Source organism: Arthrobacter sp. PvP023 (assembly GCF_017832975.1).
GTDB lineage: Bacteria > Actinomycetota > Actinomycetes > Actinomycetales > Micrococcaceae > Arthrobacter.
Map to the genome: position 1 here is coordinate 1214002 of NZ_JAFIBI010000001.1, position 21064 is coordinate 1235065.

The window sequence follows — 21064 nt, forward strand, 5'->3', positions numbered from 1 at the left end:
CTCCCTGAACAGCACCCACGAGCCGCCCCCGTGAGGGACCGGTGACGAGGTCCGGGAGGCGGGGCTCAGGAAGCCGGCCTCAGGCGCGGCCGGGAAGCCGGGCTCAGGCGCGGCCGGGAAGCCGGCCCAGGGTGACGGGCCTAAAAGGGGGCTGCGTGCTCTTCCGCCAGTGCACCAGGTGTCCGGGCACCAGCCGGCTGCCCGGCGAGTTGTTCGGTGGCGTCCTTCAGCAGGACGTCGATCAGGGTGATCGCCGCCGCCTTGTCCAGCGGGTTGTTCTTGTTGCCGCACTTGGGCGACTGAACACAGGACGGGCAGCCGGCGTCGCACTCGCAGGCCGAAATCGCGTCACGGGTGGCGGAGAGCCATACTTTGGCCTTGTCGAAGCCGCGCTCGGCAAAACCGGCGCCGCCGGGGTGCCCGTCGTAGACGAAGATCGTGGGCACCCCGGTGTCGGCATGAATGGCGGTGGATACCCCGCCGATGTCCCAGCGGTCGCTGGACGCCACGAGCGGCAGGAGTCCGATGGCAGCGTGTTCGGCTGCATGCAGGGCACCGGGGAACTGGGCTTCGATCAGCCCGGCCCCCGTCAGCGAACGGTTGTCCACCACGAACCAGACGGCCTTGGTGAACAAATCCCTGGCGCCGAGCTCCAGCGGCTCCTCGCCCAGAATCTCATTCGAAATCAGCGCCTTACGCTGGAAGGAGACCACCTGAGTTGTCACCTTCACGTCCCCGAAGTGCACGGCGACGTCTCCCCATTGCGCCGTCCGCTGCGTCTCCAGGACTTCGATCTGGGTCACATCACGGGCCGTGGTGTAGTAATCGGGGTTGGCGCGGCGAACCACCACGCAGTGGTCTGCCTCGTTCAGGTCCTCCACCACATAGCTGTCGCCCTGATGGACGTACACGGCGCCGGTATGGGCCTGATAGTGAGTTTGCGGCGAGTCCATGGTGCCCAGCAGGGAACCCGTGTCGGCGTCGACGATGCTCACGGGACCGCCGCCGTCGGCCCTCAGGTTCACCATGGCCGCCGCGCTTTGCGGGTGCGTCCAGAACCAGCCGGCCGGACGCTTGCGCAGGTAACCCTGGGAGACGAGCTGGTCCAGGAGTTTCTCCGCGGTGGGACCGAACAGGTCAAGCTCCGCGTAACCCAGTGGTAGTTCCGCTGAGGCGGCACACAGGTGCGGTCCCAGCACATACGGATTGGAGGGATCGAACACAGTGGCCTCGACGGAAACATCAAAGATGGCTTCCGGGTGGTTCACCAGGTAGGTGTCCAAGGGATCATCGCTGGCCACAAAAGCGGCGATGGCGTCCTGGCCGGCGCGCCCCGCCCGGCCGATCTGCTGGAAGAGTGAAGCCCTGGTCCCGGGCCACCCGGCAACCAGGACGGCGTCCAAGCCCGAGATGTCGATCCCGAGTTCAAGGGCCGAGGTGCTGGAGACGCCCAGGAGTTCCCCGGACCTCAGCGCCCGCTCCAGCGCCCGGCGCTCCTCGGGGAGGTAGCCGGAACGGTAGGCGGCAACACGCTGGGGGAGGCTGGGATCCACCTCATCCAGAAGCCTCTTGGTGATGGCGGAGATGGTCTCTGCCCCGCGCCTCGATTTGATGAACGCGATGGTCCGGATGCGGGCGGACACTAGGTTTGCCAGCAGGTCGGCGGTTTCGGCCACGGCAGTCCTGCGTTCCTTGGCGCCGTTCTCGCCGCGCAGTTCAGTGAGGGCAGGCTCCCAGAAAGCCACGGTGGTGGAACCGTGCGGCGAGGAATCCTCGGATACGGCGCGGACCGGCGCGCCGATGAGCCGGCCGAAGGACGTTCCCGGCTCGGAAGCGGTCGCCGAAGCGGCGATAAACACCGGACCGGGCTGGGAGGTGCTGGTGCTGGTGCTGTAATAAGCGCAGATGCGCCGCAACCGACGCATCAGGTTGGCCACATGGGAGCCGAAGACGCCCCGGTAGCTGTGGGCCTCGTCGACAATCACGTACTTGAGCCGGCGGAAGAAACTCGCCCACCAGGCGTGGTTGGGCAGGATGCCGAAGTGCAGCATGTCGGGGTTGGCCAGGATCACGTTGGCGTGGTCCCTGATCCAGCGCCGGGACGCCGGGTCGGTGTCGCCGTCGTACGTTTCGGCCCTGACAGTCGGGAGCTTGAGCGAGCGGATGGCGGCAAGCTGGTCGGCGGCCAGGGCTTTGGTGGGGGAGAGATACAACGCCACGGCGCCGTCGTCGTGGATTTTTCCCGGTTGGGACAGTACCCGCAGCTCCGAGCGGTGGATCGCGTCCAGCGCAGGCAGTTGATAGGCCAGCGACTTTCCGGAGGCGGTCCCGGTGGCGATCACGACATGTTCCCCGTCATGGGCAAGGTTGGCCGCCTGGATCTGGTGGCGGTACGGCTCGTGGATGCCGAGGGAACCGTAAGCCTCGACGATGTCGGGGTGGGCCCATTCCGGCCACGGCTCGTTCACGGCCTGGCGGGCCGGAATGGTGCGGACATGACGCAACTGTTCCGGGTCCGGGCCACGGCCCAGCAACGGAATCAGGGAGTCATGGGGGTTCACTTCAATATTGTTTCATCCGGGCTCAAATCGCCGGACATGAGCAACCGGGCAGCAACAGGTCCAGCACCAACAACCCCTGCATGGCAGCCCGACCGGCTGCAGCAGTTTTAACCGACGGAAAGGTCAGCGCCTTCGTTCGATGCCGACAGCATCAGTACGTGGCACAGAGTGGTCCAGCCCAGGTGCGAGTACAGCTTCTGCCCGTCCAGGGAGGCCAGCAACAGGCCGTTTTCCACGTCGTGTTCAAACGCCTGCGCCGCCAATGCCTTCATGATGAAACTCCCCAGCCCGCGCCGCTGGTACGCCGGTTCGGTGACGATCTTGTCGAACACCGCCGTGTGGCCCACCACGAAGACGCGGCCGCTGGCTGCCACGGATTCCCCGGCGTTCACCACGGCATGGTGGACGCCGTCCTTTTTGAAGGAGGTCAGCTTCAGGTCATCGTCGGAAAGCCAGGGGTCCTCGGAGTCCTGAGTCTCCATGTCCACGATCATCATGGTTTGCGAGGCGGAGGTGACGTTCAGGCCTTGTTGCTGGGCGAGGTAGGTATATCGCGCGACGTCGTTGGTGAGGATGGTGAGGATCCGGGCCGGAGCTTCCGCTGTCTTGGCAGCCAGCTCGGCGAATTCAGTGTCCGAGGGATCGTGGGCGAAATATTCCCATTCCTTCGTGGTGTCCGCGCGCAGCGCGGCCGGAAAGCGGCCTTCCGTTCGCGTCTCGTAGCCCCGGCAACCGGCCCATCCGGTTACCCAGATTTCCACGAGGCGGGTGATGTCTTCAACCATGGCGTCTGGACTCATGTGATGAGAGTATTCCAGCCCTGCCGCAAGCAACAGGGGGTATGGCCCGGGAGGGAGGCTTGCTTATTGAATTGTGACCGGAACCGTTGGTAGAGGCTAAGGCCCCGTTTCGGCCGCTTTCGGTCAGCAAGTACCCTTAAATACGTGGCTTTGAACCGAATTGTGCTCTTTTACGGCTTTACTCCGATCGCAGATCCCGACGCCGTGCGCCTGTGGCAGCGCGCCCTGTGCGAGAAGCTGGGCCTGACCGGACGCATCCTCATCTCCAAGGACGGCATCAATGCGACCGTAGGCGGCGAGCTGAACGCCGTCAAGCAGTACGTGAAGACAACCCGCGAATACAAGGGTTTCCACGGCATTGACGTCAAGTGGTCCGACGGCGGAGCAGAGGACTTTCCCCGCCTCAGCGTCAAGGTGCGGGATGAAATCGTATCCTTCGGCGCCCCCGGCGAGCTCAAGGTGGACGCCAACGGTGTGGTGGGCGGGGGCACCCATCTCAAGCCAGAGGAACTGCACCAGCTGGTTGATGCCAAGAAGGAAAGCGGCGAGGAAGTGGTGTTCTTCGACGGCCGCAACGCCTTCGAAGCCCGGATCGGCAAGTTCAAGGACGCAGTCGTCCCGGACGTGGCCACCACGCATGACTTCATCAAGGAACTCGAGTCCGGCAAGTACGACGCCCTCAAAGACAAGCCGGTCGTCACGTACTGCACGGGCGGGATCCGCTGCGAGGTGCTCTCCAGCCTCATGGTGAACCGCGGCTTCAAGGAGGTCTACCAGCTCGACGGCGGGATTGTCCGCTACGGCGAGAGCTTCAAGGACCAGGGCCTCTGGGAAGGGTCGCTGTACGTCTTCGACAAGCGCATGCACCTCGAATTCAGCGACGAAGCCAAAACGATCGGCGAGTGTGTCCGCTGCTCGGCTCCGACCAGCAAGTTCGAGAACTGTTCCAACCCGAGATGCCGCACGCTCACGCTCTACTGCACGGAGTGCGCCTCCAGCCCGGAGACACTGCGCTGCCCGGAAGGCTGCGCCGCCTAGTTAGGCATCCCGCGCTCAGATCCTGCTGATCCGGTAGGCGAAGTTCGCTGCGGACTGGGCCGCCACCTCCACGCTGAGCACGGCGTCGTTGGACACATGGATTACGTTCACGCGCGAAGTTCCGCACCGCAGGCTCAGGTCCACAAGAGCAAACTCCCCGTTGCGCACAGTGAACGACACCCTGCGCGGGCTTTTGCACGCCAGCGTCAGCGAGTAAGTGCCGCTGGGCAGCTGCCCGGTGCTCTCCTGGCGCGCGGTGCCCGCCTTGAGCAGGCCGAAACCCGTGTGGAAGACCTGGCCCGCCGTGTCCGGGAGGACCTGCCCGACCCACGCCTCAAGTTCCGCGCCGGTCACCGGGAGGTTCCGCCGGGGGTCCTGGGGGAGGGTTGCGTCGGTGAAGGGCGGCGCCGTCGCGGTGGGCAGCGGCCCGCGGCCGTCGTCGTACACGTACTCGCACGCGTTCAGTGCCGCACCGGCGGCCAGCGCACCGGAAAGCACGACGGCGGCCGCCGCGGCCGTCCGCCGTGGCACCCGGGGTGCCTGCACGGTGTGCATACTCTGACTCTAGGCCTGCCGCCATCCCCAAACCAGAGGCGGCCGGACGCAGGCCCGATGCCCTTTCCGGCGTCAGGGGCCGGGGTCCAGAATCCGGATCGCCCCTACTGCCGCTGTGCGGACCCGGTCCCCGTCCGGACTCACGAAATGGGCGGTGACCGGGCCGGTGTTCAGCTCGACCTGTTTGCTGACCGGTTCCCCGCAGGGCACGTCAATGCGATGGGTGGTGCCGGCGGCCCCGCGGGAGGTGACCACCAGCTGCGCCGTCACCGCACCGACGCAGACGGCCGTAACGGTGTATACGCCCGCCCCGGTCAGGACTCCGTTGAACGTCAGGCCGCCTCCCGCTCCGGTGTGCCCGCTGATAGCTCCGGCAGCGCCGCCCGCACCCACGGGGACGTCCGCCAGCAGGAGTTCGACGGCTGCCATGTTTCGTTCCAGCTCAGCCTCGAGTGCGGGATCCATGCTTCCGAACGGAACCGGTGGTGCGGCAACCGTGGTTGCCGGGCGGCCGGTCGGTCGGGACGGCTCCGGACCGACGTCGTTCGCGTATTCACACCCGGCCAGGCCGGCCGCGGCCAGGGCTCCTGCCACCAGAAGAACCGCGCGCCGTGGCGCCCGGTGCGCCATCACAGCCCGCTCCCGGCAGCGGGCAGCAGGCTGTACGCAGCCCGGACCGTATCACTGGTGGAATCCAGCCTCACCAGGATGCCGTCCGGTCCCACCGGAATGTCTGTGGGACGAGGCCTGCCGCAGGGAAAGCCGCTGCCGGAGAGCAGATCCTCACCATTGGGTTTAACCACCGTAATCTCAACAGTGCCGGTCCCTTCGCAGGCAAAGGTAAGGGTCAGTGTCCCGGGTGACCCAACCGGCCCGGAGCGATGCCACCGGCCCGCCACCGGATAGCCCCGCACCTCACCCGGTTGCGCCGGGCCGAGTTGTTCCGCGGACCAGCCCGCGGCCGGCTCCGCCGTTGAACCAGGTGCGTCAGGGTAGGGTTCCAGCCGGAAACCGCTCGCGCCGAACCGCGGCTCGGCGGCGGCCGCAACCCGTGCCGTGATGAGGCCGCCTTGGTGGTTGAGGCGCATGACCCTCCGCGTGTGGCACAGGAGGTTTGACTGCTCCGGGGTGGCCTCGGCCAGCCGCACCTCGAGCACGCCATACTGCGCCGCAACGCAGGCGGCTGTGAGGAGGTAGTCGCCGGCCGGTACCTCGGTGCTCCACGCGGCCGCAGCCCCCGTTGCCGTCACGTATGGCAGCTGATCGGTTCCTGGCGGCCCCAGCAGCCGCCTCAACTGCTCGTCGTTGGCCCGCTCCGGCTGGACCGTGGGAGAGTTCGACGCCTTACCGGAGTCCGGCCGGTCCGGGCCGGCGTTCGACCGTGGCGGGGACCCAGCAAGACCCGGCGGACCGCCGTCGTCCGCGTATTCACAGCCGCTCAGTGCCGCCGCAAGCAGGCCCGCAACCGGCACAACCGCCGCGACGCCCATCATCCGCTTCCCCCAAAGAGCTGACATGTCCCTGAGCATACGCACCCTTGGGGACGGTGCAAGTCACAGAGCTAGCTTCCGGCCGCCAGATGGTAGGCGTAGATGAGTGGGGCATCCACGCTGGAAACGCTGACCTGCACGGCTCCGGCGGCGGGCACGGATATTTTGGCGTTCTCGCGGCTGCCGTTGCAGGCGGCCCCGGCCTCGGCGAGCTTCGTGCCACCGGCGCTGACGGTGAAAAAGGCCTTGCCGCCGCCGTCGCACGTCATGGTCAGGGTGTACGCGCCGGCCGGAACGTCGGCCGCATCCTTGACCAGCGGCTGGCGGTTGAGGATCTTGCCGGCATCCTCGAGCACCGTTCCGCTGGCCGTCGGCAGGGCTGTGGCCTTCCAGGCAGGGACGTCGGCGTTCTCGATGGAAACGGCTGAAGAGCACGCCGAGGCGGCAACCAGCAGGCAGGTGCCCGCGGCCGCCTTGCCGAGGACGCGCCTCAGTGCAGGCAGCGGCCCGGGCCCGGATGAACGTGAAAACATACCTCCAACTTACCCGTTGACGCGGGCCGCGCTGACCGTCCTAACCGGCGATCAGCTCCTGCACTTTTCCCTGGTGGAGGACGATGTACACCCGGTCGCGCAGCACTTCGATGTCCGCCTCGGCAGGGTCCGCCAGCACCAGGGAGAGGTCCCGGCGGACCGGCGGCATGAGTGAAACCGGCCGGTAGGGCGCAAGGTACAGCAGCCGCTGCTGCGCATGATTCCCGCGGTGCTGCTACTGAACGAGCTCATCCAGCCGGCGCCAGAATGCCGCCCGGATGGCCTTGCGGATGTCCTGCAGGTCCGTTTTGGCTTCGCCGATCTTCGCGGCGCAGTCCTTGATGAGGACCCGGTCAATCGTCGGTGGCAGCAGCGGCCGCTCGGCGAGGAGTTCGTTGAGTTCGCGCTGGCTGACGCTGCCGTGCCAGTTATCCGCAAGGCTGACAGCCACCGCTTCGGCGCTCTCCACCAGGTCGAACCAGGGGCTCTGGGCCGCGGGGGCGCCGGTTGCCGTGGAATAGACCGGTTCCCGGCGCACAACGCCTGCTGCCGGCACCGGACGCACGTCCGGCTGCACCACCCGCCTGGGTCCGGGCGTCGGGACCGGCCTGCCGGATGGCCCTGCCGGGCCCGCAGCAGCCGCGGCAGAAGCGGCCCCGGGCTCTGCCGGCGCAGTGGATCCGGCAGCCTCGGAAGCGGAGCCCGCCGCATAGCCAGCGGCCGGAGCCGCGGTGGCGGGCCGGGCGGGAACAACGCCCGGCCCGGGGACAGGCCGCGTGCCGGGAAGATGGGCCGCACCGTTGCCGGACACGCTGACTGTAGCTCCGGTTTCGGACGAAGCGGGCGCGTAGGCGGCAAGCTCAGCCACGGGCGCCGACTTCGCAAAGCAGCGGTCCAGGAGCGTCTGCGGCAGGGTGGCAATATCGTCAACCTGCAATGCCAGATGCTCAGCCACCGCGGTGACCCCCAGCCGGTGGCCTTGGTTCTCGATCCCCAGCAGCACCACCTTCATGCCGAGGTCCTGCGCCGCTTCCACCGCCTCGGCGAGGTCATCGTCGCCGGAGAGCAGGTAGGCGACGTCAGCCGACCGGTTCCGCGCCACTCCCACGAGATCCAGCCCGAGCTTAAGGTCCACACCTTTTTGTTCGCCGTTGTAGGACATGCGCCCGAGCCGGACTTTCACTCCCGGAAGCAGCCCGATCCGCTTGTGTTCGTCGCTGAACAAGCCGTCCTTGGCGGCGTCATACCAATACATCCTCAGCAGGTCCCGGCTGTCGCGCTCGCTGACAAACTCCTGGATGCCGTCCACCAGGCTCTTGTATTGAACGGAAAAGGCAGAGCGCAGCGAGTTCCCGGTGACCCGCAGCCCGCCTGTGGCCAGGAGGAAACCTGCGTCAACGAAGATCACACTTTTGCGGCTCATGCTCTGAAGCATAGGTGGTGCTGCTGACAATCCCGCCCCGGCGGCGCGGGGCCGGACGAACCCGGCCTGGAGGGCGCAGCCCGGAACCATAGACTTGCCTGGTGACTGAAACAGCTATGCACTTTACGGCCGGCAACACTTCCGACGCCCCGCGCAGCGACCTCCCGGAACTGCTTTCCGCCCTCGCCGCGGACCTGCGCGGCGTCGGTTACTCCGTGGACGGAGTGGCCGGACTGCTTGGCGGGTCCGCCTATTCCGCTCTCAGCCGCGACCAGATCACCCCGTCGTTGATCGCCACCGAAAGTGCCGCGAAAGGCGGCCCGGAGACGGCGGCGCTTGCCGCCGTCGTACGCCTGTGGCTGCTGGCAGTGCCACAGCGCGCCGAAGTGCTCGACGCCGCCCTCCCGGGGGTCCGCACCGAGGGTCTCCTGGCGCTGGGACTTGTTGAACCTTGCGAGGCCGTGGAGGCCGGCTCGGATCCGGCTTCGGGAACCGTCAGGGCAAAAGCCGATCTGCGGCCGTACAGCTGGAGCGGTGCTGCTGAGGCAGGTGCGGACGAAACAGGCAGCAGTGGCGGCACCGACCTCTGGGTGGCCAGCGACCTCGCGGCGCACCAGCAGCCCGGCGTCCTCCGCCACGACCATGTGCTGGGAATCGGGCAGGCTTCCACCACGCTGGTGCAGACCACCATCCGCCGGCAGGTGTCCAAAGCCCTGGACCTCGGCACCGGCTGCGGCATCCAGACCTTCCACCTGTTGCACCACGCAGACCATGTGACAGCCACGGACATCTCAGCCCGGGCGCTTGCCTTCACCCGGTTCAACCTGCTGCTGAACGCCGAGGCGCTCGGCATCGACCCGGCCAGGCCGGAAGACCGGGTGAGCCTGCGCCTGGGTTCCATGCTGGAACCTGTTGCGGGGGAGGCCTTCGACCTGGTGGTGTCCAACCCGCCGTTTGTCATCACGCCCCGAAGCGCGGGGGAGGCCGCCGCGGACCAGTTCACGTACCGCGACGGCGGCCTGCCCGGAGACGACATTGTCGCCTCACTGGTGCGGGAACTGCCGTCCGTCCTCGCGCCGGCCGGAACAGCCCAGCTTTTGGGCAACTGGGAGGTCGCCGCGGGGACGTCATGGCAGGACAGGCCGCAAAGCTGGGTCAGTCCGGATGTGGACGCCTGGTTCATCCAGCGTGAACTGGTGGGGCCGGAACAGTATGCCGAAACGTGGCTGCAGGATGCCTCTGAGTCCCGTGACCGCCGGCACTACCAGGATGCCTACGCAGCTTACCTGGACGACTTTGCCTCGAGGAACGTGGAGGGGATCGGGTTCGGCATGATCTTCCTACGGCGGCCCGCTGACGGCGCACGGCCCGCCATCAGCCGCTTCGAGGAGATCACCTACCCCATCGAGCAGCCCATTGGCCCGCACCTGGGGGCAGCAGTGGAACGGGCCGACTGGCTGGCGGCCAACGATCTGGCCGCCGCCCACCTGCTGGTGGCGGAGGACGTCACGGAGGAGAGGCACCAGCGCCCGGGGGCGGAACACCCCGGCGTCATCCTGCTGCGCCAGGGCGCCGGGCTCCGGCGCACCAACCTGTTGAGCACCGAGCTGGCGGGCTTCGTGTCAGCGTGCGACGGCGATTTGTCCGCCGGGCAGATCATCGGCGCCCTTGACGCGCTGCTGGGCGGGGGTGACGGGTTCGACGGCGAAGCGTTCCGGAACGGGCTCCTCACCGAAGTCCGGAACCTGGTCCGCGACGGGTTCCTCCTGCCGGCCTGAACCGGCAACGGCGGCGGGTGCGGGGCCGGCACCGTGCGGGACGGTTGCGGAGGAGCCTGCACCGTTCGGGACGCCCGGAGCCAAATCCTGTGAACCGAACCGCCACAGTACGGTGACGGCGACGGCGAGGGACACCACCGCTCCGGTCCCGCCGATCAGCAGGAACCCGGTCCGGATCGGCAGCAGGGCGCCCAGGAGCCCGCCGAACGCCAACGCTGCGATGGTGATGGCGCGGGTCAGGCCGCCGATCATGGACATCGCCTGGCCGCGGCCTTCCTCGGGCATCCTGAGGATCACGATTGCCCCGAAACAGGCATTGAGGACACCGCACGCAACACCCATCCCCGTGTAGGCGACGAACATGATGTCCACGGTGGGCACCAGGCCAATGACGGCGAGCACAGCGGACGTCAATGCCATCGACCCCAGCAGGATGCGGAGGCGCACCGGGGGTGTCCTGATCAGGCCGGCGAGGGCGGCGCCCACCGCCATTCCCAGCGCGAAAGCGGCAACGAGCAGTCCGTACTGCGTTTCGGAGGCGCCCATTTCGCCCCGTACCAGGAACACTTCAAGGACGTTGGTTGCCTCTCCTACGGCAATGAAGAACAGCGCGCCGAGCACCAGTGCCCACACCAGGCTGTCCCGCCGGATAAGCCGGAGGCCGTCCATCAAAGCGGGCTGCTTCCGCCCGGCCCGTTCGGCTGCGGTGCCCCTCCGGGTCCGGATCAGGAACGCGCCGGCCCCCATCAGGACATAGCAGGCGCTTGCCACGGAAAAGACCAGCAGGGAGCCGCCCCAGCCACTCAGAAGACCCCCCGCCGCAGGTCCGGCCATTCCCGCGATCATGATGGTTGCCTGCATGGTGCCCACGGCGCGTGGCGTGCGCTCTTCGCCGACGATCCGGGGCAACAGGGCCTGGAACGTCGGGCCGGCCACGGCCTGGCAGGCGTTCAGCACAAGGGTCAGTGCGAAGAGCGCGGGAATGTGATCTTCCAGGTAGTACATGCTCACGCCCATGCCTGCAACGGCGGCTGCACTTCCCGCGGAGGCCACCGTCGCGAGTGTGCGGGAATCCCTGGTATCCGCCAGCCTGCCGGCCCACGGGGCGAGGACCACCAGCGGCAGGGCGGAGCACAGCAGGTAAACGGCCACCAGCCAGGAACCGGCGAAGGAAACGGTGCCGGCCGCAGTGGCGGCCTGAAGATGCAGCATCACGCTGACCACAACGGCACCCATGCCGGCGGCAGCCATGAAACGGGCGCTGCTCGCCAACAGGAAATCCCGGTTTCGCCAGAGCGCCGAATTTACCGGTAGTAAGGCAGGCGATGGCCCGGCAGAGTCCCCCATGTCCGCGAAGCTACTCCCCGGTGAACGGGGATGTCAAGCGTTTCTTTCAGACCCGCCGGAGGGCCGATAGAATGGAGGCGTGAATGCAGAAACGCCGGACCCGGCGCCGGCCGCGCCAGAGGCTGCCAAGCGCAGGATCCGCCCGGAGAAGAAAGTGGAGATCACCGACCCCAAGGCTATCCGCGCGCTTGCCCACGCCGCACGCCTGGAAGTGATCTCGGAACTGTATTCCACACAGGTGAGCCGGACGGCCACGGAGCTTGCCTCCCAGACGGGCTTGACGCCGAGTGCCATGAGTTACCACCTGCGGGCCCTGCAGAAGTGGGGGATCGTGGAGCCTGCCGCCACCGCGGGTGACGCGAGGGAGCGCCGCTGGAGGGCCGCCGGAACAGACTTCACCATCAACTCAGGCGGCGGCGTGGCCAGCCCCGAGTTCGCCGTCCTGGATCTCGAGCTGGACGCCTTCCGCCGCAGGGTCGACGCCTACGCCAGGGTCCGCGATGAGCGCCGCAAAAACAATGAATCGATCGAGGCGCCCGGCGTGGTGGTATTGTCCAGCGACCTGCTGTACCTGACCCCGGCACAGCGCGCGGAGCTGACCGCGAGGGTGTTCGGGCTGCTCAAGGAATACGAGCTTGAGGACCCGGACCAGGTCCCCGAGGGGGCCGGGCGCATGGCCACAATGTGGTCCCTGATTCCGGACGATCGTAAGTGATCCCCGGCACCCGTTTTCCACCTGAATGCGCATCATCCTCCAAAATATGGTGAACTAGGCGAGTATGGGCCCATCTGCCCGAGCCAACCTTTTTCTGTAGGAGCACCGTGCCAAGCAAGGCCAAAACCGGCAAGAAACTCGTGATTGTGGAGTCTCCGGCCAAGAGCAAGACCATCGCCAAGTACCTGGGCGAGGGCTTCATCGTTGAGGCCTCCATCGGTCACATTCGTGACCTGCCGCAGCCGTCCGAGCTCCCCGCCGAACTCAAGAAAACCTCGATCGGCAAGTTCGCCGTCGACATCGAACACGACTTCAAGCCGTACTACGTGGTGTCCCCGGACAAGAAGAAAAAGGTAACTGAGCTCAAGGCTGCGCTCAAGGACGCCGACGCCCTCTATCTCGCAACCGATGGGGACCGCGAGGGAGAAGCCATCGCGTGGCACCTGCTGGAAGTACTCAAGCCCAAGGTCCCCGTCTACCGGATGACGTTCGGCGAAATCACCAAGGAAGCCATCCAGCGCGCCATGGGCAACCTGCGCGATGTCGACCAGGACTTGGTGGACGCCCAGGAAACCCGCCGCGTACTTGACCGCCTGTACGGCTACGAAATTTCCCCGGTGCTGTGGCGCAAGGTGGCCCGCGGCCTTTCCGCCGGCCGTGTCCAATCCGTGGTCACCCGCATGGTGGTGGACCGCGAACGGGAACGCATGGCGTTCAAGGCCGCGTCCTACTGGGACCTCACCGGCCAGTTCGGTGCCGGCAACGGCGCGACGTCGTCATTCAAGGCGAAGCTCGCTGCCGTCGACGGCGCCAAGGTGGCCAGCGGCCGGGACTTCAACGACGACGGCGAACTCACCTCGCGCAACGTCACGCACCTGAACGAGGAACTTGCCACGTCGCTGGCCGCCGGGCTGCAGAACGCGGAATTCCGTGTCCGCTCCGTCGACACCAAGCCCTACACCCGCCGTCCGGCCGCTCCGTTCACCACCTCCACGCTGCAGCAGGAGGCGGGCCGCAAGCTGCGGTTCTCCTCCAAGAGCACCATGCAGGTGGCCCAGCGCCTCTACGAAAACGGCTACATCACCTATATGCGTACGGACTCGTCCGCGCTGAGTGATGAAGCCGTGACGGCTGCCCGGCGCCAGGCCGCCGAACTCTACGGCCCGGAGTACGTGCCGCAGTCGCCCCGTGTTTACACCGGCAAGGCAGCCAACGCGCAGGAAGCCCACGAGGCCATCCGCCCCGCCGGCGACTCCTTCCGCACCCCGGCGCAGGTGGCCAAGCAGCTCTCGGGTGACGAATTCCGGCTCTACGAGCTCATCTGGAAGCGCACCGTTGCCTCCCAGATGGGCGACGCCAAGGGCTCCACGGCCACCATCCGCCTCGGTGCGGTGGCTGCGGACGGTCGCGACGCCGAGTTCTCGGCGTCCGGTACCGTCATCACCTTCCCCGGCTTCCTCGCCGCCTATGAGGAAGGCAAGGACGAAAGCCGCGGGGACGACGACTCCGAGGAAGCGCGCCGCCTTCCCAACGTGGCAAAGGACGACGCCCTCACGGCCTCGGAGATCGTCGCCGTCGGCCATGAGACCTCGCCGCCGCCGCGCTACACGGAAGCCTCCCTGACAGCCGAGCTGGAAAAGAAGGGCATCGGACGACCGTCCACCTATGCCTCCACCATTTCCACCATCCAGGACCGCGGCTACGTGCGTAAGCAGGGTTCCGCGCTGGTCCCGAGCTGGATCGCCTTCTCGGTGATCCGGTTGCTCGAGCAGCACTTCCATGACTACGTGGACTACGAGTTCACGGCCGACATGGAAGGCGACCTGGATAAGATCGCCAACGGCCAGGCCGTTGGCGCTGCCTGGCTCAAACACTTCTACTACGGCGAAGACTCTGACCCCGGCCTGCTGAGCATCGTGAACAACCTTGGCGAAATCGATGCCAAGGAGATCAATTCCGTGCCGATCGCCGAGGGCATCACCCTGCGCGTGGGCAAGTTCGGCCCGTACCTGGAGAGCTCGATCCCCACGATAGATCCCAAAACCGGCGAAGTGGTGGAGTCGGCGCGCGCCAACGTCCCCGAGGACCTGGCTCCGGATGAACTCACGGCCGCCAAGGCTAAAGAGCTGATGGAGACGGCAGCGCCGGAGGAACGGGTCCTCGGCGAAGACCCGCACACCGGCCACACGATCGTGGCCAAGAACGGCCGCTACGGTGCCTACGTCACGGAAATCATTCCGGAGATGACGGACGAGCAGCTGGCCAACCAGCCCGTGGAGTACTACAAGAACGGCAAGCCCAAGCCGCCGAAGAAGCCTGTGAAGGCCAAGCCGCGCACCGGTTCGCTGTTCGCCTCCATGAGCGTGGACACGGTCAGCCTGGACGAGGCCCTGCAGCTCATGAGCCTGCCGCGCGCGCTCGGTGAGGACGCTGAAGGCAACGTCATCACCGTGCAGAACGGCCGCTTCGGCCCGTACCTGAAAAAGGGCACCGACTCGCGTTCCATCGGCTCCGAAGAGGAAATCTTCACGATCACGCTGGAGCAGGCACTGGAGATCTACTCCCAGCCCAAGCAGCGTGGAGCCCGTGCGGCCGTCCCGCCGCTCGCCGAGTTCGGTCCGGACCCGGTGTCGGAGAAGAACATCGTGGTGAAGGAAGGCCGCTTCGGCCCCTACATCACTGACGGGATCACCAACATCACTGTTCCGCGGTCCACCGCGCTGGAGGAACTGACGCGCGAACAGGCCGTGGAACTGCTGGCCGAGAAGCGTGCCAAGGGCCCGGCCAAGCGTCCCGCGGCGCGCAAGGCCCCGGCGAAGAAGAAGGCTGTCGCCAAGAAGTAGCCACTCGAGACCGTGGGTGCGGGCCGGGTGCTGCGTTGCGCAACGCAGCACCCGGCCCGCACCCACGTTCTGGGTTTTCCACATCGCCCGGCGGGGCGCTTTTACGGTCCCCGGCGCCCGTGGAGGCTGGTGGAATGAACAGTCAGGGAAACCCCCGGCCGCATGAAGCCATTGACCCGCTCGCGGACGTTTGGGCAGAGATCGCGGGCACACGTACGGGTGGCCGGGTAGCAGGAACCACGGCGCCCCGACGCCCCGCGCTTCGGACGGATGCTGCGCCGATCCCTTCCGTCGCCTCCGCCTGCGTATCGCCTCCGGCGCGTGGTCCCGTCGCCTTACCAGCGAGTCCGCTGCCCGGCGGCTCAGTCATGTGGCGGACGGAAGAGTTGCTTGCCAGCGGGCTCAGTAAGCGGCGCATCAATGAGCACCTCCTCGCAGGCTCCCTTGTCCGGGTCCGCACGGGCATTATGGCCCGCGGCAGTTATTGGAATGCCCTTTCTGACGGCGACCGGGGGCGTGCCCGGCTCGCCGCGTACAGCAAGCGGACCCTGGCGGCCACGGCTGGCGACGGCCTTACGTTCAGCCACACTTCCGCCGGCCGGCTGCATCGCCTGTATCTGTGGCGGCCTGACCAACTGATTCATGTCATCATTCCCTACCACGCGGCCCGCGGTTCTCACGCGGCCGACGTCAAAGCCCATTCCGCTCTTCTCGTGCCCGGCGACCGCACCGAGATAGACGGTTTGCCAGTAACTTCACTGGATCGGACTGTGCTTGACTGCGCTCTGATGCTCAACTACCGGCAGGCCCTGATCCTCCTCGACCACGGGCTGCGGAGCGGATGCGACCGGCACCGACTGGAATCGGCCTGCGCAGGACTGGCCGGAGTCCGGGGAGTGGCAGGCTTCCGCCGGGCGCTGGCTTTTTCGGACCCGAAGTCCGAGTCGCCCGGCGAGTCATTGGCCAGGGACATCATTGCGCGGCTGAGGTTCCCCGCTCCTGTGCTCCAGTTTCCGGTTCAAACAGTCCGCGGCACCTACCGATTCGACTTTGCGTGGCCGGATCTTCGGGCCGCCCTGGAATTCGATGGAAAGTCGAAGTACTTCGACTACAAACCGACAGCCCAAGTGATCTATGAAGAGCGCGAACGGGAGAAGCTGTTGACCGAACAAGGGTGGCGGATCCTGCGCATCGGCTGGAAGGACCTGTTCGACGAACGGGGAATGAAAGGGCGCCTACTGCGGCTCCTGCGTGGCTGAGATCGTGGGTGCCGGCCGGGGCCTGTGTTCCGGAACGCAGCCTCCGGCCCGCACCCACGAAGTCGAAGCCCGGCAGCGAGGAATTGCGCCCCGCCCGGCAAACGTGGTCGAGTAGATGTATGACTGAACAGCCTGCACCCGCGGAAATCCAGCCCCTGAACGACCTCGAAGAGAAGCTCGCCACAGGTGACCAGCCGGATGCCAACCCGGTGGACGTCATCCTGTCCTTCCTCAACAACGAGGTCTACATCATCAGCTCCGATGCGCTTGAGGGCGAGGACGCACAGGTGGAACCACTGGTGCTGTCCAACGCCGAGGGCAAGCCCGTGCTGGCCGTTTTCTCGCACCCGAGCCGGGTGGACCAGCAGTTCCTCGACGCCGCCCCCAACGTCCTGGGCACCCAGGGAGCCGCCATCATCGGCAACCTCGGGGACGAGCTCGGCATGGTGATCAACCCGGGGAGCGCCTTCGGCTTCGAAATCGATCCCGAAGGTGTAGCCAACATCCGGCGCGACTTCAAACGTGCCGACCAGCCCGCAGAGGATTCGGGCACTCCGGCAGCCGAGTAGCTGCAGCTTCATTCCGACTTGGACGGGCAAGCCGCCGACGCAGTTGCGCCGGCGGCTTGCCATCGGTGAATAATGGCAGAATGCGTCTAGGCGTCCTCGACATCGGTTCAAACACTGTCCATCTGCTCCTGGTTGACGCGCACCCCGGCGCGCGGCCGGTGCCCTTCGCTTCGCACAAACGGCCGCTCTCGCTGGTGCAGTTCCTCGACGCCGACGGAAACATCAACGACGCCGGCCAGCACGAACTCATCGAATTCGTCCTGGAAGCGTGGGAGTTCGCGGCCAAACACAAAGCCGAGGACCTGCTGGCCTTTTGTACCTCCGCCATCCGGGAAGCCACCAACGGTCCTGCGGTGCTGGCCCGGGTCAAGCACGAAACCACCGTGACACTCCAGGAGCTTACCGGCAGCGAAGAAGCGTCCATGACGTTCTTTGCCGTCCGGCGCTGGTACGGCTGGGGTGCCGGACCCATCCTGAACCTCGACATCGGCGGCGGCTCCTTCGAAATGGCGCTTGGCCAGGACGAGCTTCCTGAGCTGGCCACGTCCGTGCCGCTGGGCGCGAGCCGCCTCACCCGGGACTGGCTGCAGGAGGACCCGCCCACGGCGAAGAGCGTCAAGGAGCTCCGGCGCTACATCCGGGCAACCCTCAAACCTGCTGTCCGAAGCTTCAACGAGCTGGGCAGGGCCAATGTGGTGGCCGGGACGTCCAAGACCTTCCGTTCCCTGGCCCGGATCGCCGGGGCAGCCCCCAGCGCGGCCGGACCCTACGTCAAGCGCGAGCTGGGCGCCACGGACCTTGGCATCTGGGCGCAGCGGATCTCCGCCATGAAGACCGAGGATCGTCTGCACCTCCCCGGTGTCTCCGAAGCCCGCGCCAACCAGCTCCTCGCAGGAGCCCTTGTGGCCGAGGCGGCCCTGGAGCTCTTTGAGTTCAAGAAGGTCAAGATCTGTCCGTGGGCGCTGCGGGAAGGACTGATCCTCCGCCGCCTGGACCAGCTGATCTTTGAAGGACCCCTGGAACCGGCACACCAGGTGGTGCTGCCTCCCCTTGCGGCCCCCGCTGCGGCTTCCGTTGCGGCCCCCGCCGCCGCCCCGGCCTCCGCCACCGCCACCGACTCCGACTCGGTCACCGCCACCGCCTCCGGCGGGAGGGCTGACTGAGATGAGCACCGCCGTCGAACGTTCCCCGGAGGAAAAACGCGTGATCCCGGTGGCGCTGTCCAGCGCGTCTGTCTACCCGTTGAGCGTGCACGATGCTTTCGCCGTGGCCCAGGACCTTGGCTTTGACGGCGTGGAAGTGATGGTCACCAACAACGCCACCAGCCAGAGCCCGCACTCCCTCCTGGAGCTCAGCCACCGTTACCGGCAGCCGATCGTGTCCATCCACGCGCCCACGCTGCTGCTGACCCAGAAGGTCTGGGGTTCGGCGTGGAACAAGATCGAAATGTCCTGCCGGATGGCGCGTGAAGTGGGCTGCGGGACCGTGGTGGTCCATCCGCCGTTCCGCTGGCAGAACAACTACGCGGAGAACTTCCCGGCAGGCATCCGCCAGCTCGCCGACATGTACCAGGTGCGGATCGCCGTCGAAAACATGTACCCGTGGCGGGTGCGGGGCCGGGAGACGGTTGCCTACCTGCCGCACTGGGACCCGCTGGGCCAGGATTACGACGACGTCACGTGGGACTTCTCGCACGCCGCCACCGCGGGGGCCAACAGTGTTGAGGCGATCAAGGCTCTCGGCAGCAAACTCAGGCACATCCACCTCACGGACGGATCCGGTTCCGGCCGGGACGAGCACTTGATTCCAGGCCGCGGCAACCAGGGCTGTGCGGAAGCGCTGCAGCACCTGGCCGCCAGCGGATTCGACGGCGTGGTGGTGGCGGAAATTTCCACCCGGCGGGCAAAGTTCGCGGGGGAACGCGAACTGTGGCTTAACGAAACCCTGAAGTTCGCGCGCCAGCACCTGAGCCACCCGCTGGTCGGTGCACGCGAGGCGTAGCAGGATTCTCCGCAAAGGGGCGGGGGAGGTGTGTCGATAGGGGCGGGAGCCGTTCGTATAGGAGGTGAGAGGCCGGCACCCCGCCGGCCGGATCCTCAAGGAGGAAAACCAAATGTCACAGTATCTGCTCAGCATCTACCAGCCTGACGGTCCCGTCCCGGACGGGGAGTTCCTGGAGCCCATCATGCGCGGTTTGGAAGGCCTGAACCTGGAGATGAAGGCGGCCGGCGCCTGGGTGTTCGCCGCCGGCCTCCATCCCGCGGACACGGCCACCGTCCTGCGGCCGCAGGGGGACGACGTGCTTGTCACCGACGGCCCGTTCACCGAAGGCAAGGAGCACCTGGGAGGCTTCACTGTCATCGACGTGGACGACCTCGACGCCGCCCTGAACTGGGCCCGCCGACTGGCCAAGATCGTGACGTTGCCGGTCGAAGTCCGCCCCTTCCGGCACTAAGCCCTCGGAGACGTCCGGATGACGGGGCGCGGTTCCGCTGCCGGGGGTTCCGCCTCGGAGGCTTCCAGCGGCGAGATAGCCCGGATCTTCCGCCGGGAATACGGCCGCGCCGTGGCAGTGCTGGTCCGGGTATTCGGCAGCATCGACGTCGCCGAGGACGCCGTCCAGGACGCGTTCACGGCGGCGGTGCAACGCTGGCCCTCCAGCGGCGTCCCGCCCAGCCCGGCCGGATGGATTATCACCACTGCCCGCAACAGGGCCATCGACCGGCTTCGGCGTGACGCCGCCCGCGACGACAAATACGCCCAGGCAGCCCTGCTGCATGCCCGCACCGGTGATGCCTCCGGAGCGGCACCCGGGGACCTGCTGATGGATGAGCCGGGAGAGGAGGCCGGCGTGCGCGATGACACGCTGAGGCTCATCTTCACCTGCTGCCACCCTGCGCTGGGAACTCCGGCCCGCGTGGCGCTGACGCTCCGCCTCCTGGGCGGCCTGAGCACCGCGGAGATAGCCCGAGCCTTCATGGTGCCGGAAAAGACTATGGCCCAGCGGCTGGTCCGGGCCAAAGCGAAAATACGGGATGCCCGGATTCCCTACCGCGTGCCCCGCGGCGCCGAACTGCCGGAGCGCCTCACGGCGGTGCTCGCCGTCGTCTACCTCATCTTCAACGAGGGCTACAGCGCCAGCTCCGGCGACACCCTCGTCCGGGGCGAGCTCTGCGGGGAGGCCATCAGGCTGGCCCGGCTCCTGGCGGCCCTGATGCCGGATGAGCCCGAAGCCCAAGGGCTTCTGGCGCTGCTTCTGCTGATAGAGTCGCGGCGCGCAGCCAGGATGACGCCCGACGGCGGCATGGTGCTGTTGGCGGACCAGGACCGGCAGCTATGGGACAAGGACCTGATCCTGGAGGGTCAGGCAATCGTCCGCCGGTGCCTTCGCCGGAACCGGCCGGGACCGTACCAGCTCCAGGCCGCCATCAACGCCGTGCACAGCGATTCCCCGTCGGGCGAGGAAACGGACTGGGAGCAGATCCTGCGGTTGTACGATCAGCTCCTGCAGGCATCGCCGGGCCCGGTGGTGGCCCTTAACCGCGCGGTGGCCGTGGCCGAAGTGCACGGCCCGGAGACCGCCCTCGCGCTGGTGGACACCCTGGACCTGGCAGGCTACGGGGTGTTCCATTCCGTGCGCGCTGATCTCCTCCGGCGCCTGGGCCGCGTCTCCGAAGCCAGGGAGGAATACCGGGAGGCACTGGGGCTGGCAGGCAACGCGGCCGAGCGGCAGTTCCTGCAAGGCCGGCTGCTTGGTCTGTCCGGGGCGGACCAGCCGGATTAAAGAGAAAACGCCGGGCGGTCCTGCCGAAGGAATTGGGGGAACCCTTCCGCAGCCGCCCGGCGCTCCGCCGGTTCCGAAGAACCGGCTGTCATCACTCGCACCTGTGAGGCACTTTCCACGTTACTGACGCACTTTGGGTGTTTCGGGTGTTTTCCCTGTGCGTTGGCTGGCAAGACGTCCGCCGGCCGGACGTAATGCTGCGCCGGGACTTAAATGAGAAAGCACCGGCGGCCTCGCAGGAAAATGGGGGAAACCTGCTGCAGACCACCGGTGCCGGGCAAACATCCCCATGCTTGCCTCATCACTCGCACCCTCAATGAGGTAATAACTACGTTAGGTGCGGACTTTGTGAGGAAGCTGCGCCGATCA

At 66.8% G+C, this 21064-nt stretch carries 18 protein-coding genes and 1 pseudogene; 10 read left to right on the top strand and 9 right to left on the bottom strand.

Going from position 1 to position 21064, the window contains the following annotated elements; all coding sequences use genetic code 11:
• Positions 1-140: 140 nt before the first annotated feature.
• A complete protein-coding gene (locus tag JOE31_RS05645) occupies positions 141-2561 on the bottom strand; it encodes a DEAD/DEAH box helicase (protein WP_209742532.1) in 2421 nt (806 codons plus the stop codon).
• 107 nt (positions 2562-2668) lie between these two features.
• Complete coding sequence (locus JOE31_RS05650) at positions 2669-3361, bottom strand: GNAT family N-acetyltransferase (RefSeq protein ID WP_209742533.1); 693 nt, start codon at positions 3359-3361, stop codon at positions 2669-2671.
• Positions 3362-3505: 144 nt separating this feature from the next.
• Here JOE31_RS05650 and JOE31_RS05655 point away from each other — a divergent pair, with 144 nt between their 5' ends.
• The gene (locus tag JOE31_RS05655; RefSeq protein WP_209742534.1) at positions 3506-4399 is read left to right on the top strand and encodes a rhodanese-related sulfurtransferase; all 894 of its coding nucleotides are present in this window, start codon (positions 3506-3508) and stop codon (positions 4397-4399) included.
• Positions 4400-4414: 15 nt separating this feature from the next.
• On the opposite strand, the gene JOE31_RS05660 is transcribed toward JOE31_RS05655, so the two are convergent.
• The 6 genes from JOE31_RS05660 to JOE31_RS05680 form a co-directional block, all read right to left on the bottom strand.
• Positions 4415-4954, bottom strand: coding sequence for a hypothetical protein (locus tag JOE31_RS05660; protein ID WP_245198988.1), 540 nt, complete (start codon positions 4952-4954; stop codon positions 4415-4417).
• Positions 4955-5026: 72 nt separating this feature from the next.
• Positions 5027-5587 (bottom strand): hypothetical protein, encoded by a 561-nt coding sequence (locus JOE31_RS05665; RefSeq protein ID WP_209742535.1) that lies wholly within the window; start codon positions 5585-5587, stop codon positions 5027-5029.
• Entirely contained in the window at positions 5584-6471 is an 888-nt protein-coding gene (locus JOE31_RS05670; protein ID WP_209742536.1) for a hypothetical protein, read from the bottom strand. Before JOE31_RS05670 ends, JOE31_RS05665 begins: the two co-directional genes overlap by 4 nt.
• A 44-nt stretch (positions 6472-6515) precedes the next feature.
• Positions 6516-6977 carry a hypothetical protein gene (locus JOE31_RS05675; protein ID WP_209742537.1) on the bottom strand — a complete coding sequence of 154 codons (462 nt, stop codon included), beginning with the start codon at positions 6975-6977 and terminating at the stop codon, positions 6516-6518.
• 40 nt (positions 6978-7017) lie between these two features.
• Positions 7018-7146, bottom strand: coding sequence for a hypothetical protein (locus JOE31_RS21680; RefSeq protein ID WP_280872639.1), 129 nt, complete (start codon positions 7144-7146; stop codon positions 7018-7020).
• Between the two features lie 66 nt (positions 7147-7212).
• Entirely contained in the window at positions 7213-8400 is a 1188-nt protein-coding gene (locus JOE31_RS05680; protein WP_245198989.1) for an NYN domain-containing protein, read from the bottom strand.
• A 116-nt stretch (positions 8401-8516) separates the two neighbouring features.
• Between JOE31_RS05680 and JOE31_RS21425 the strand changes: the two genes are divergently transcribed.
• On the top strand, positions 8517-10178 hold the full coding sequence (locus tag JOE31_RS21425) for a methyltransferase (protein WP_245199430.1): 1662 nt from the start codon (positions 8517-8519) through the stop codon (positions 10176-10178).
• A gap of 159 nt (positions 10179-10337) precedes the next feature.
• Here the strand turns inward: JOE31_RS21425 and JOE31_RS05685 are convergent.
• Positions 10338-11525: pseudogene (locus JOE31_RS05685) on the bottom strand (MFS transporter); the annotation flags it as partial.
• A gap of 79 nt (positions 11526-11604) precedes the next feature.
• On the opposite strand from JOE31_RS05685, the gene JOE31_RS05690 reads away from it, so the two are divergent.
• The 8 genes from JOE31_RS05690 (at position 11605) to JOE31_RS05725 (ending at position 20695) form a co-directional block, all read left to right on the top strand.
• A complete protein-coding gene (locus JOE31_RS05690) occupies positions 11605-12240 on the top strand; it encodes a helix-turn-helix transcriptional regulator (protein WP_209742539.1) in 636 nt (211 codons plus the stop codon).
• A 107-nt stretch (positions 12241-12347) separates the two neighbouring features.
• Entirely contained in the window at positions 12348-15083 is a 2736-nt protein-coding gene (gene topA / locus JOE31_RS05695) for a type I DNA topoisomerase (RefSeq protein ID WP_209742540.1), read from the top strand.
• Between the two features lie 368 nt (positions 15084-15451).
• Positions 15452-16342: a hypothetical protein gene (locus JOE31_RS05700; RefSeq protein ID WP_209742541.1), complete on the top strand. Its 891-nt coding sequence runs from the start codon at positions 15452-15454 to the stop codon at positions 16340-16342.
• 119 nt (positions 16343-16461) lie between these two features.
• A complete protein-coding gene (locus tag JOE31_RS05705) occupies positions 16462-16911 on the top strand; it encodes an SseB family protein (protein ID WP_043431006.1) in 450 nt (149 codons plus the stop codon).
• A gap of 80 nt (positions 16912-16991) precedes the next feature.
• A complete protein-coding gene (locus JOE31_RS05710) occupies positions 16992-18074 on the top strand; it encodes a Ppx/GppA phosphatase family protein (RefSeq protein ID WP_209742542.1) in 1083 nt (360 codons plus the stop codon).
• Between the two features lies 1 nt (position 18075).
• Positions 18076-18912, top strand: coding sequence for a sugar phosphate isomerase/epimerase (locus JOE31_RS05715; RefSeq protein ID WP_209742543.1), 837 nt, complete (start codon positions 18076-18078; stop codon positions 18910-18912).
• A 112-nt stretch (positions 18913-19024) separates the two neighbouring features.
• A complete protein-coding gene (locus tag JOE31_RS05720; RefSeq protein ID WP_209742544.1) occupies positions 19025-19366 on the top strand; it encodes a YciI family protein in 342 nt (113 codons plus the stop codon).
• A gap of 18 nt (positions 19367-19384) precedes the next feature.
• Entirely contained in the window at positions 19385-20695 is a 1311-nt protein-coding gene (locus JOE31_RS05725) for an RNA polymerase sigma factor (protein WP_209742545.1), read from the top strand.
• The last annotated feature ends 369 nt before the right edge of the window (positions 20696-21064 follow it).

Coding starts and splice junctions, on each gene's coding strand:
- JOE31_RS21425 (WP_245199430.1), top strand. CDS start 8,517: ATGCACTTTACGGCCGGCAACACTTCCGACGCCCCGCGCAGCGACCTC.
- JOE31_RS05710 (WP_209742542.1), top strand. CDS start 16,992: ATGCGTCTAGGCGTCCTCGACATCGGTTCAAACACTGTCCATCTGCTC.
- JOE31_RS05650 (WP_209742533.1), bottom strand. CDS start 3,361: ATGAGTCCAGACGCCATGGTTGAAGACATCACCCGCCTCGTGGAAATC.
- JOE31_RS05700 (WP_209742541.1), top strand. CDS start 15,452: ATGTGGCGGACGGAAGAGTTGCTTGCCAGCGGGCTCAGTAAGCGGCGC.
- JOE31_RS05670 (WP_209742536.1), bottom strand. CDS start 6,471: ATGTCAGCTCTTTGGGGGAAGCGGATGATGGGCGTCGCGGCGGTTGTG.
- JOE31_RS05705 (WP_043431006.1), top strand. CDS start 16,462: ATGACTGAACAGCCTGCACCCGCGGAAATCCAGCCCCTGAACGACCTC.
- JOE31_RS05660 (WP_245198988.1), bottom strand. CDS start 4,954: ATGCACACCGTGCAGGCACCCCGGGTGCCACGGCGGACGGCCGCGGCG.
- JOE31_RS05715 (WP_209742543.1), top strand. CDS start 18,076: ATGAGCACCGCCGTCGAACGTTCCCCGGAGGAAAAACGCGTGATCCCG.
- JOE31_RS05675 (WP_209742537.1), bottom strand. CDS start 6,977: ATGTTTTCACGTTCATCCGGGCCCGGGCCGCTGCCTGCACTGAGGCGC.
- JOE31_RS05680 (WP_245198989.1), bottom strand. CDS start 8,400: ATGAGCCGCAAAAGTGTGATCTTCGTTGACGCAGGTTTCCTCCTGGCC.
- JOE31_RS05720 (WP_209742544.1), top strand. CDS start 19,025: ATGTCACAGTATCTGCTCAGCATCTACCAGCCTGACGGTCCCGTCCCG.
- JOE31_RS21680 (WP_280872639.1), bottom strand. CDS start 7,146: ATGCCGCCGGTCCGCCGGGACCTCTCCCTGGTGCTGGCGGACCCTGCC.
- JOE31_RS05725 (WP_209742545.1), top strand. CDS start 19,385: ATGACGGGGCGCGGTTCCGCTGCCGGGGGTTCCGCCTCGGAGGCTTCC.